Annotated in this window: 9 protein-coding genes; all 9 read right to left on the bottom strand. The window is 72.0% G+C overall.

Features of this window, described 5'->3' with window-relative positions:
- Positions 1 to 24: 24 nt before the first annotated feature.
- Positions 25 to 2,778, bottom strand: a complete 2,754-nt coding sequence (locus BI06_RS09925; protein ID WP_158516409.1) for a hypothetical protein — start codon at positions 2,776 to 2,778, stop codon at positions 25 to 27.
- A gap of 321 nt (positions 2,779 to 3,099) precedes the next feature.
- Positions 3,100 to 3,699 (bottom strand): hypothetical protein, encoded by a 600-nt coding sequence (locus BI06_RS09920; protein WP_043467035.1) that lies wholly within the window; start codon positions 3,697 to 3,699, stop codon positions 3,100 to 3,102.
- A 134-nt stretch (positions 3,700 to 3,833) separates the two neighbouring features.
- Positions 3,834 to 4,886 (bottom strand): substrate-binding domain-containing protein, encoded by a 1,053-nt coding sequence (locus BI06_RS09915; protein WP_043467033.1) that lies wholly within the window; start codon positions 4,884 to 4,886, stop codon positions 3,834 to 3,836.
- Between the two features lie 44 nt (positions 4,887 to 4,930).
- A complete protein-coding gene (locus BI06_RS09910) occupies positions 4,931 to 5,971 on the bottom strand; it encodes a substrate-binding domain-containing protein (protein WP_082558394.1) in 1,041 nt (346 codons plus the stop codon).
- Positions 5,972 to 6,089: 118 nt separating this feature from the next.
- Positions 6,090 to 7,151, bottom strand: a complete 1,062-nt coding sequence (locus tag BI06_RS09905) for a PstS family phosphate ABC transporter substrate-binding protein (RefSeq protein WP_043467028.1) — start codon at positions 7,149 to 7,151, stop codon at positions 6,090 to 6,092.
- 377 nt (positions 7,152 to 7,528) lie between these two features.
- On the bottom strand, positions 7,529 to 7,936 hold the full coding sequence (locus tag BI06_RS09900) for a hypothetical protein (RefSeq protein WP_030392335.1): 408 nt from the start codon (positions 7,934 to 7,936) through the stop codon (positions 7,529 to 7,531).
- Positions 7,926 to 8,348, bottom strand: coding sequence for a DUF1508 domain-containing protein (locus BI06_RS55450; RefSeq protein WP_030392336.1), 423 nt, complete (start codon positions 8,346 to 8,348; stop codon positions 7,926 to 7,928). Before BI06_RS55450 ends, BI06_RS09900 begins: the two co-directional genes overlap by 11 nt.
- A gap of 253 nt (positions 8,349 to 8,601) precedes the next feature.
- The gene (locus BI06_RS09890; protein WP_078879727.1) at positions 8,602 to 10,410 is read right to left on the bottom strand and encodes a GAF domain-containing sensor histidine kinase; all 1,809 of its coding nucleotides are present in this window, start codon (positions 10,408 to 10,410) and stop codon (positions 8,602 to 8,604) included.
- 63 nt (positions 10,411 to 10,473) lie between these two features.
- The coding region (locus tag BI06_RS09885; RefSeq protein ID WP_043467026.1) for an ATP-binding cassette domain-containing protein at positions 10,474 to 11,178 on the bottom strand (705 nt) is incomplete at its 5' end.

Below are 11,178 nucleotides of genomic sequence, written 5' to 3'. Positions count from 1 at the left end.
CGAGTCCTCACCGTCGGGGCGGTGTCAGGGACGGCGACGGATGCGCGTCCACGCGGTGCGGGCCGCTCCAGCCGCCCGCGCACCCGCGGCGGTGCCGCCCAGCAGGAGCGCGGCCGGACCGCCGACCAGCAGCACCGCGCCGGCGATCAGGGCGATCGGCAGCAGCAGCCGCGCACCGCCGGACCGGTCCGGCGCCGGGGAACCCGCTGCCACCGGCGCCGCGGCCAGCGGCCCGGCGCTCTGGCCGGGCGTCGCGGTGGCGCCGGGGCCGGCACCCTGCTTGGCCGGCGTACCCGCCGTGGCCGCCGTACCGCCGGCGGTCGTGCCGGTGGTGCCCGTGGTACCGGTGGTGCCGGTGGTGCCCGAGGTACCACCGGTGGTGCCGAGGCCGCCGCTGCTGGAGCTGCTGCTCCCACCGGTGGTGCCCGAGGTGCCCGAGGTGCCGGAGGAGCTCGTGCCGCTGGTGTCGGTCACCGAGGAGGTCCCGGAGGTCGTCCCGGAGTTGTCCGTGCCACCGGTGCCACCGGTCGTACCGGTGCCGCCGGTCGTACCCGTGCTGCCCGAGGTGCCCGTGGCACCCGTGCTGCCCGAGCCGCCGGTGGTCTCACCGGTGGAACCGCCGGTCGTCCCGGCCGAAGTGCCACCGGTGCCGCCCGAGGTGCCGGAGCCGGGCTCCGACGGGTTCTCCCCGCCGCCCGGCTCGACCGGCGGCTTCTGGTTGCCCGGCCACTTGCCGTCCTGCGCCTGGACGTGCGCGATCGCCTCCTGGGCCTGCGTCCGCTGGTCCTTGGTCAGCGCCAGGAAACCGTCCGGCAGCCGGCCCGGCTCCACGCCGTAGAGCTGGCCGGTGGTGGTGACGGAGTTCAGGAACTTGGCGACCCCGGCCTTCTTCTCCGCGGAGAGCCCGCCGGTGGGCGTCATGGCGTACTGGACCACGGTCAGCGGGTAGGCCCGCTGCTCCTTGGAGTACGCGCTGCCCGACTCACCGTAGGGCAGCAGCTGGACACCGGTCGCGGGGTCCACCGGCATGGTGTTGACCGCCGCGAGGAGCGAGTCGCGGGACGGCGACACGAATGCGCCGGCCTCGTTCTGGAGCGCCGCCTCGGAGAGGCCGTAGGCCTTGGCCTGCCCACTGTCCACGATCGCGAACAGCGAGCGGGTCCCGAACGGCTGGGCCCCGTAGCCGGGGTGGGTGCCGTCGGCCATCGGCGCCGCCTGCTTCGCGGTCACCACACCGTCCTGCAGGTCGCGGAGCACCTTGTTGAGACTGGTCTGCAGCGGGTTCCACTCGTACTGCTTCCAGTGCTTCAGGTGGTCGGCGATCGGGGGCTGCCCCGCCGGCTGGACCGCGCCGGTGTCGTCCTCCCGGACGAACTGGTCGATCGGGTAACCCTGGAAGGTCGGCACCATGTAGTGGGGGTTGACCTTGGTGCCCCACGGGTCCGCCTCGCCCGCCATGAACCGCGCCGCCGCGGGATCGCTCGCGATCCACGAGGTCAGCCGGACCGTCAGGTCGGTGGCCGTGCCGAGCACGATCGGCAGCGTGTACTCCGGCCCCCGGCAGGGCGGCCACTTCAGGCCGCTCGACGCCGGAAGCTGGTTCAGCTGCTTGAACTCCTCGTCCTCGAAGATGCAGAACGGGTTGCCGTCCACCGACTCCAGCTTCAGACCCGGTGCCCGGTAGGTCTGCGTCAGCATCTTGGCCACCAGCCGGGCGTTCAGCCGCATGTCGCGGATCTGCCGGCCGGCCTCCTGGTCGTCCACCCAGAACACGACCGAGATGCCGGTGGTCGCCAGGGGTGTGTAGACGTACGGCCGCTTGGGCGCCCCCGGGTCGGGGAGCGCGGTCAGACCGAGGTCCACCCGGCTGCCGTTGAGGAAGGACTGGCGGGCCTGCGGCTCACCACCACCGGAGGAGTACTGGACCCCGAGCGGGGACTTGTCGAGGCAGAGCCCGGTGATCCACTGCTGCATGGCCCGGTTGGCCATCTCCAGACCGGCGGCGACGACATCGGCGGCCACCGTGCCGCACTCGTCCGGCGTGGGCGCGAAGTTGATCCCGACCACGGCCCGCTGCGCCCAGGCGCACATCTCGCCCGCATGCGCGCCGGTCGTCGGGTTGTCGGACCCGTCGATCACGAGGTCCGAGGCGGTGTTGAAGACGCCGTCGAAGTCCAGCATGTGCTCGTTGCAGTCCGGAACACCGCCGCGCATGCCGTAGAGGTCGTTCGCGTCCCCTCCGTAGTTGGGGACGACCGCGATGGAACACGGGTGGGTGGCGTCGCAGTTCAGGGACGGGCTGAGACGCTTCGAGCGCACCTCGAACGCCGCGGCGCCGGAGCCGTCCGTCCCGGTGACCGAGATCCGCATGTTCGACGGGAGGTCCGGCTCGTTCACACCGGCGGGCAGCACGGGCTGCTCGAACCCGAGCTCGGGGTTGCCGCCGTACAGCGAACTGCCGTAGCAGTCGGTGATCTTGGGGTCGAGACCGCGGCACTGGTAGATCCGGACGGGGTAGAGCACCGTGCTGGAATGCTGCTGCACGGACTTCGCCGGCGCGCCGCTCAGGTCCACGCTCGGGGTGAAGCCGCTCCAGGAGACCTGGATCACCTGGTCCGTGAGGCTCTCCGTCTGGGAGACGGTGACACTGCCCTCGTCCCCGTGGTCCGGAACCTGCCCCGGACGCCAGACCTTCGGCCCCTTCACCGTGACCGACGAGGCCGCGTGCGCCTCGGTCACACCACCCAGCCCGACCGGCACCGTCACCAGGGCACCCACCACGGCCAGGACAAGCGTCAGCGAGGGTAGTCGCCGACGCCACCGCCCTCGCTCTCTCGGTTCGGGTACGCGGAATCTCATGGCTGGCACCTCCGGGATTTGCGAACCGCCCCGGAGGGCGGCACGAGGGAATGGTCGCGCTCAGGCTGACGGCTCCGGTTGCCTACTATTCGGCCAGCCCTACATGGCCGGATCAGGTCGACCGGATGTACGAGACGACAACGCGACGACTCCGTACCGGAGTTGGGAACTCCGCATACGGGCGAGCCCGCGCCTGGGCGCGGGCTCGCCGTAATACGGGAACAGCCGGCTGACGAGGAATCAGCTGGCGGGGGTGAAGTTGATGGCGAGCGAGCCCACCGACTGGCCGCCCTTGAAGAAGGAGGTCTTGAGCTTGGTGTCCAGGTACTGCGCACCCGCCGGGTCCACCTGGAGGTCGGACGAGGTCAGGGTCTGCACGCCGTTGGCGCGGGAGACCTGGCTGTCGCCGGCCGGGTCCAGCAGCGCCACCGGGGAGGTGCCGCCGACCGGGACGCCGGTGATCTGCCAGTTGCCGACGCTGAAGTGCAGCTGCTTGAAGGTGGCGCTCTTGCCGGTGAACAGGTTGATGAAGAGCAGGCCGCCACCGAGGTCGATGTCGCCGTAGTAGGCGGGCAGGTCGCCGGAACCGCCGGTCACCGGGAAGGTGGTGGTGATGCCGGTGGTGCTGTCGTACGCGGGGTCGGCGGTCGGCAGCGGGATGACGACGATGCCGTTGAGCGCCTGGTCCTTCAGGAAGGTGGTGCTGGAGGTGACCACCGCGCTGCCGGAGGCCGCCGTGGCCGCCGGGGCCGCGTCGGCGACAGCCGCACCGCTCATCCCGGTAACGGCGAGAACGACGGCGGCACTGGTCGCGGCGAGGCGGGCGCGGGTACGGGACATGCTGTACTCCTTGGGAGAGGTGACAGTGGTGCTGGGTGGTGCAGACGGCAGCCGTGCGGTGCCGCCTCGACGGCCTGCCGGTCCACGCGATGCCCGGCGTGGACGACCGGCCGAAGTTCTCGGTTCTTCGGGATTCAGAGGTGCGTAACGCTCCCGCAGGCGTACTTGGGCAGCGGCAGAAAGCCGTAGTCCGCGATGGCGCCGGCGCCGCTGGCGCAGATCCAGCCCTGGATCCCGAAGATGCCCTTCAGTGCCGCGGCGTGTGCATCGGTCGCGTCCCAGTCGGAGCGGCGTACGGCGTTGCTCATCACCTTGCCGAACGCGGTTGCGACGAACGCACCGCTGATCGTGCCGGCCGAGGTGTCGACAGGGGCGATCCCGTTGACGCTCCGGACGGTCAGCGGTCCCGGGGAGTCAGTGGCGGACCCGTGCCCCTTGTACACCTGGCCGATGTAGTGGCCCACCGAGTAAGGGACGAGCGCGTCGTCATCGTCGAACTCGGCTCCGACGCCTTGGTCCTCGACCTGCGGGGACACCGTGACACAGGCTCCGGCCATCACTTCCGTGCCGCTGCCGATGGCCGTCATGAAGAAGCGCCGCGTGGCCGAGTCCGACGTGGGCAGCAGGGGCTTGATCCTGGCATCGGGCAGGGCCGGATCGATCTGCCGCCAGTTGACGATGGAGCACTCGTAGATGCCCTTGAGCTGGGCGGTGGTGAGGCTTGCCGGCGCGTGCCCGGTTCCCTTGGCCGCCCAGGACACCGCGTCCTTGGCGAGCGCCACGAAGTTGCTCCCCGGGTTGTCGCCCGCGTAGGCGAGCGGACGCCGCTCCACCCTGGCGAAGTCCACCGTCGCACTGGTGGTGTTCATCAGCGCCCGGAGCCCGGACTCGGCCCCCGTCGGCCGGGCGATCGCCGCCGCCCCGCTCTTGGGCACGATCGGTGACGACCCGACCGCGTCCCAGCTGTACAGCCGCGGCGAGGTGGTGTCGCCGTTCCCGGCGAGAAAAGCGTTGTAGTCCTGCGAGAGCCGGTTGAGCAGCGCCGCCGAGGAGTGCCCGCCGACCCCGACGATGTCCGTCGCGGCGGGACTCCACGGATCGGCGACGGCCGAACCGCCGCCGATCCCGACCGCCGACGAGAGGGCGAGAGCCGTGCTCGTCAGCAGCCTGACGAAAGCCTTGCGCATGTTCCAGGTCCTCCGGGAGTCGCCGGCCGCGGCCGGACGATGGGTCAGCTGTGGGTGTTGGAGCCGCAGGCGGCGACCGGCAGGGTCAGGAAGCCGTGGGTCTTGATGAGCACGGTGGCCACGGAGTTGCGGCAGATCCAGCCCAGGTTGCCGAAGACGTTGCGCAGGGCCTGGCCGTGGGCGTCGGTGGCGGTCCACTCGGCCTGGCGCACGACGTCGTACAGGACCCGTCCGAAGGCGGTCGCGGCGAGCGCCGCGTTGATCGTCTGAGCGGTCGTGTTGACCGGGGCGATGCCGTTGACGCTGCGGACCGTGAGCGGGCCGGGCGCGTCGGTGGTGGTCGCGCGGCCGTAGTAGACCTGGCCGATGTAGTGCCCGACCGAGTAGGGGAACACCACGTCGGGGTCGTTGAGGACCGGATCGGTGCCCTGGTTCTCCTGGGGGCCGGTGGTCACGCACGGCCCGGAGGTCGGGTTGCCGATCGCGGCCAGGAAGATCGAGCGCGTCCCGGAGCCCGCCGTCGGCAGGAAGGGCTTGATCGTCGCGTTCGCCAACGAGGGGTCGATCTGCCGCCAGTTGGTGATCGTGCAGCTGTAGATGTTCTTGAGCTGGGCCGCCGTCAGATTGGCCGGGGCGTGGCCGCCGCTCGTCGCGGTCCAGGACACGGCGTCCTTGGCCAGGGCGACGAACAGGTCCGTGGTCGGGTCCCCGCTCTGCGGGCCGCGGTCGGCCCGGACGAAGTCGATGCCGGCGGGGAACACCGAGTTGAAGGCGGAGAGACCGGTGCCGACGTCGTAGGGGCGGACGATCGCCGGGGCGCCCGCCTTGGTGGTGATCGGCGAGGGTCCGGTCGAGTCCCAGCTGTAGAGCCGGGGCGAGGTGGTGTCGCCGAGCCCGGTCAGGTACGAGTTGTATGCGGCCGAGAAGGCGTTGAACAACGGCCCGGTGGTGTGCGAGCCGACCCCGACGATGTCCTGGGGCTGCGGCAGTACGGGCGGGTCGGCGAGAGCCGGGCCGGCGGTGGCGGCTGCCAGCGAGCCGGCGAGTGCGACGACGGCGAGCAGCTTGCCCATGGTCCTGCGCATCGTTCCTCCTGCTGTGCTGGGGGAGCCGTCCGGTGGGCCGGCGGCCACGGGCGCGAGCCCGTGACCGCCGGTCGGTGCAGTTGGTGCGACGTGCGGTCGGTGCGAGGTGCGGGGTGGATCAGATGTGGATGGTGGAGCCGCAGGCGCCGTTCGGCAGGGCGAGGAAGCCGTAGTTCTTGACGATGGTGGAGCCGGCGCCACCGTTGGTGCAGATGAAGCCGCCGACACCGAAGATCGCCTTCAGCGCGGTGGCGTGGGCGTCGCCCGCGTTCCAGTCGGCGCTGCGGACGACGTTGTAGACCACGCGGCCGTAGGTGGTGCTGGCGAAGCCGGACGCGATGGTCTTGTTGACGGTGTCGACCGGCGCGATGGTGTTGACGCTGCGGACGGTCAGCGGGCCCTGGACGTCGCTGCCGGAACCCTGGCCGTAGTAGACCTGGCCGACGTAGTGCGCGACGGAGTAGGGAACGACGGCGTTGATGTCGTTCAGGGCCGGGTCGCTGCCCTGGTTCTCCTGGGTGCCGGAGGTGACGCAGGCACCCGGGACGACCGGGGTGCCGCTACCGATGGTCTTCAGGAAGAAGGTGCGGGTGCCCGAGCTGGTCTGCGGCAGGAAGGGCTTGATGGTGGCGTTGGCCAGCGAGGGGCTGATCTGCTGCCAGTTGGTGATGGTGCACTCGTAGATGCCCTTGAGCTGGGCGGTGGTCAGGTCGGCCGGGGCGTTGCCACCGTTCTTCGCGGCCCAGGACACCGCGTCCTTGGCCAGGGCGACGAACAGGTCGGTGGTCAGGTCGCCGGTCTGCGGGGCGCGCGAGGAGCGGGCGAAGTCGACCGTGGCGCTGGTGTTGGCGCCCAGGGCCGTGATGCCGGCGCCGGAGCCGTTCGGGCGGGCGATCGAGGTCGCACCGGTCTTGGTGGTGATCGGGGAGGAACCGGTCGCGTCCCAGCTGTACAGACGCGGGGAGGTGGTGTTGCCCGCAGCGGCCAGCGCGGCGTTGTAGCCGACCGACAGGCCGTTCAGGACCGACTGGGTGGTGTCCGAGCCGACACCCACGATGTCCTGCGCGGCCGGCAGGGTGGGCAGGGTCGACGGGTCGGCGACGGCGGTGCCGGCGGCGACGGTGGCGACCGAGGTGGCGATGGCGGCGATGGCGAGCAGCTTGGCAGCGGTCTTGCGCATGTTCCTCTTCCTCCGGTGGGAGAGCAGTACATCGCTGTGCCCGAGTACTGGTGGTCAGTTCCCGGGGCCGGTGGCCACGTCCGCGGTGGCCGCTCCGGCAGTGCCGATCCTGTCGGTCGGCCCGGTTCCGTCGGAAGGGCCGACCGGGGCCGCCGCCGATTGTCGATTTCTCGGTTCGGAGAGGTTTAGCGACAGGTCAGCCCGGCCGCGGAGGGTGGGAAAGTCGCAGGTGGGAGGCCGGTGACGTTCTTCTCCAGGTGGCGACTCGGGGGGTTGCCGGAAACCTGGGCTTCACCGGAAGAGGGGGAAGGGCGGTTCTGGTGCCGGGCCAGCACGAACAGCCGCCCGAAGGCGGCTGCTGGACGGCGGACGGGCCGTCAGAACGGCCAGCTGTCCTCCCGGCCGGGGCGGCGCGACTCCTGCCCCAGGCGCTGGAGCCCGGACAGGAATCCGGTCACGCCGGCCTGGCACTGGTCGCGCCGGAGGTAGCCCCGGGCGCTGCGGGCCACCGGCCCGGCCGCCTCGGCGGCGCCCGGACGGGTGGTGCGGAGCGGCAAATACGCCGTCCACACCCAGAGGCGGGCCTCGGACTGGCCGACGGAGCACCGCAGTGCGGTCCGCTCGATGATCAATTCACGGACCGCGTCGGCGAGTTCCTGCTCGTTGCGATAGGTGCGCACGCCGACGCCGAGCTGTCTGCCGTTCGCCGCGCGCAGCGCCCAGGACAGCGAACGGTCGCCGACCGGGACGGAGAGCAGGCGCGGCCCGCGTCGCTCAGCGGACATCGGTGGTTCTCAACGACGGCCCCCGCTCCATCGGTTCGGGACGTTCGAGGGCCGGCTGTTTCGCCAGCAGCACCACGAAGCGCCGAAAGGCGTTCTGACAGGTGGCATACCGCTCGTAGGCACGGCTGGACCGCACCTCCGGAAGGTTGCGGGTGCCCGGGACGACCCAGACCCACCCGATGCCGTCCCGGACGTGCGTGATCCGGGCGGTGAGCCCGTCCGCGACGACCCGTAAGCCGTCGAAGCCGCGCTCCGCCTCCGCCGCCGTCTCGTACGCGGCCGCGGTGACCGCGACAACACGCCCGTTCGGCGCCTTCAGTTGCCAGCGGTACCGTCCGTCCGGTGCCCGTTCGGCCCGGAATCCCCCTCGACCTGCCCCTGCTGCGGTGTGACCGCGGCCAGACGCGTCCACTGCTCCCCCACGGTCCGGTTTCTCTCCGAGACGGGAGTAAAGCTATGTGTGCACACGAGAGCGCCGGAAGGCCACGAAATGCACAACTTTCTCCGTTGGCCGCGAAGTTCTCTCTCGTTAAACTTTCACCGACTGCACACCTTCCGCGCGCCAAGCACTCCCGCTTCCGCTGCGCGTCGTTCACCAACCGTTCGAGAATGTCCCGAGTCGCCCCGACCATTCCGACGAGCGGTCAGCCACTTCCGACGGGCACTCAGAGCCGCGCCGTCCAGCGCACCCGGGTGCCCCGGCCGTGCGGCCCCGGCTCGTGCCAGGCGTCCCCGCCGAGCGCCTCGGCCCGCCGGGTCAGGTTGCGCAGGCCGCTGAGCCGCCCGCCCTCGGGGATGCCGACGCCGTCGTCGGTGACGGTCAGCAGGACACCGGGGCGCCCGCCCCGGTCCAGCGACTCCGGGTCGCCGCCCACGGGCCGGCCGTCGTCGTCCAGGTGCACGGTGGAGTCGACCTCCACGCCGACCCGGGAGGCCCGGGCGTGCCGGGCCGCGTTGGAGAGCATCTCCCGCAGGGCCGCGAGCAGTTGACGGCCGGTCTTCTCGCCGACCAGGCTCTCCACCGGACCGACGAAGGAGACCGAGGGCTTGAAGCCGAGCGCCGCCGCGGCCTGGCTGCACTCGCGCAGCACCCGGGTCCGCAGGGTGTCGGGCGCGTCGCCGTGGTCGTCGTGCTGGAGCGCGTAGATGGTGGTGCGGACCTCCTGGATGGTGGCGTCCAGTTCGTCGACGGCCTCGCCGACGCGGACCTTCACCTCGGGGACGACGGCCCGCCGGGCGGCCCCCTCCAGCATCATCCCGGTGGCGAAGAGCCGCTGGATGACCAGGTCGTGGAGATCGCGCGCGATCCGGTCGCGGTCCTGGAAGACCGCGAGCCGCTGCTGGTCGCGCTGGCCCTCGGCCAGCCTCAGCGCCAGCGCGGCCTGCGAGGCGAAGGTCTCGGCCAGCTGCTTCTCGCCGTCGGTGAACGGCAGCGCCCCGCGCGGACGCCAGACGCACAGCCCGCCGAGCACCCGGCTGGCCGCGACCATCGGCACGGCCAGCGAGGGGCCGAAGCTGCGGGCGAGCCGGATCACCACGGTCGGATCGGTGGACATGTCGTCCAGGTGGACGCTCTCGCCCGCCAGCAGTCGGGCGGCGAAGCTGTCCGGCGGCAGCAGTTCGCCGCGCACGAACTCGGCCGCCTCCCCGGAGGCGTGGGCGACCCGCATCTGGCCGTCCACGGTCGGCAGCAGGATCATGCCGAGCGCGGCGTCCGCCAGCTCCCGGACCTGCTCGGCGGCGATGGTCAGCGCCACCTCCGCCTGGTCGGTGGACAGCAGCGCCGTGGTGACGGCGGCCGCGCCGGCGATCCACCGCTCCCGGCGCAGGCCCTCCTCGTAGAGCCGGGAGTTCTCGATCGCGACCCCGGCCGCGGCGGCCAGGGCGTGCACCACCTGCTCGTCCTCGGGGGTGAAGGCGCCGCCCCCGCGCTTCTCGGTGAGGTAGAGGTTGCCGAACACCTCGTCGCGGATCCTGATCGGCTCGCCGAGGAAGGTCTTCATGCCCGGGTGGTGCGGCGGGAAGCCGAAGGACCGCGGATCCGCGCCGAGGTCGGTGAGCCGCAGCGGCTCGGGGCGGTCGATCAGCGCCCCGAGGATGCCCCGGCCCACCGGCAGCTCGCCGATCTCGGCGGCCACCGCGTCGTCGATCCCGACATGGATGAAGTCGGAGAGCCCGTGGCCGTTGGGGGCGATCACCCCGAGGGCGGCGTAGCGGGCGTCGACCAGCTCGGCGGCGCCGGTGGCGATCCGGTGCAGGGTCGCGTGCAGGTCCAGGCCCGCCCCGACCGAGACGACCGCCTCCAGCAGCCGCTGCATCCGGTCCGTGACGGCGGCGGCGGACTGCAGCCGTTCGGCCACCTCGGTGACCAGGGTGTCCAGCCCGAGCGACGAGATCTCGGGCACGCGGTGCGGAGCCTGGTCGGGCTCCGGCTCCGAGGCGGCGAAGGAGGGCAGGTCTGGCGTGGAGTCCATGTCGTTGAGCGTAGTTTGTACGGTTTTCGGCGGTAGGAGCGACGCGACGGACAGGGGCCCGGGCTACCCGACCGCCAGCGGCAGACCCTCCGCCTCCCGCAGCCCCTCCGCCTCCCGCAGCCCCTCCGCCTCGAGCTCGCGCTCGCGCATGGCGCGCAGCCGCCCTTCCGGCCGGGCCAGCAGCTCCGACCAGCCGCCCCGCTCGACCACCCGGCCGGCCTCCAGGACCAGCACCTCGTCCACCGTGCCGTCGTCCAGTCCGGCCAGCCGGTGGGTGATCAGTACGGTGCTGCGCCCGGCGGTGGCGGCGAGCAGGTCGGCCGTGAGGGCGTCGGCGGTGGGCAGGTCGAGGTGCTCGGCGGGCTCGTCCAGGACCAGCACCGGGAAGTCCGCGAGCAGGGCCCGGGCCAGCGCCAGCCGCTGCCGCTGGCCGCCGGAGAGCCGGGCGCCGTGCTCGCCGACCATGGTGTCCAGCCCGTCCGGCAGGCTCTCGGTGAAGTCCAGCAGCCGGGCGGCGGCGAGCGCGGCCCGCAGCTCGTCCTCGGCGGCGTCGGGCCGGGCGAGACGCAGGTTCTCCCGGAGCGAGCTGTCGAAGACATGGGCGTCCTGCGCACAGAGCCCGACCACCCGGCGGACGTCCTCCCCCGCCAGCGCCCGGCTGTCCACAGCCTGTGGACGACCGGCCGCGAGCACCACGCTGCCCGCGCGCTGGTCCAGGAAGCGCAGCAGCGTCTGCGCGAGCGTGGTCTTGCCGGAGCCGGACGGGCC

This window comes from Kitasatospora sp. MBT66 (assembly GCF_000710405.2).
Lineage (GTDB): Bacteria > Actinomycetota > Actinomycetes > Streptomycetales > Streptomycetaceae > Kitasatospora > Kitasatospora purpeofusca.
Note: the sequence above shows the minus strand (reverse complement) of the source record. Positions and strands in the feature narration are given on the sequence as shown.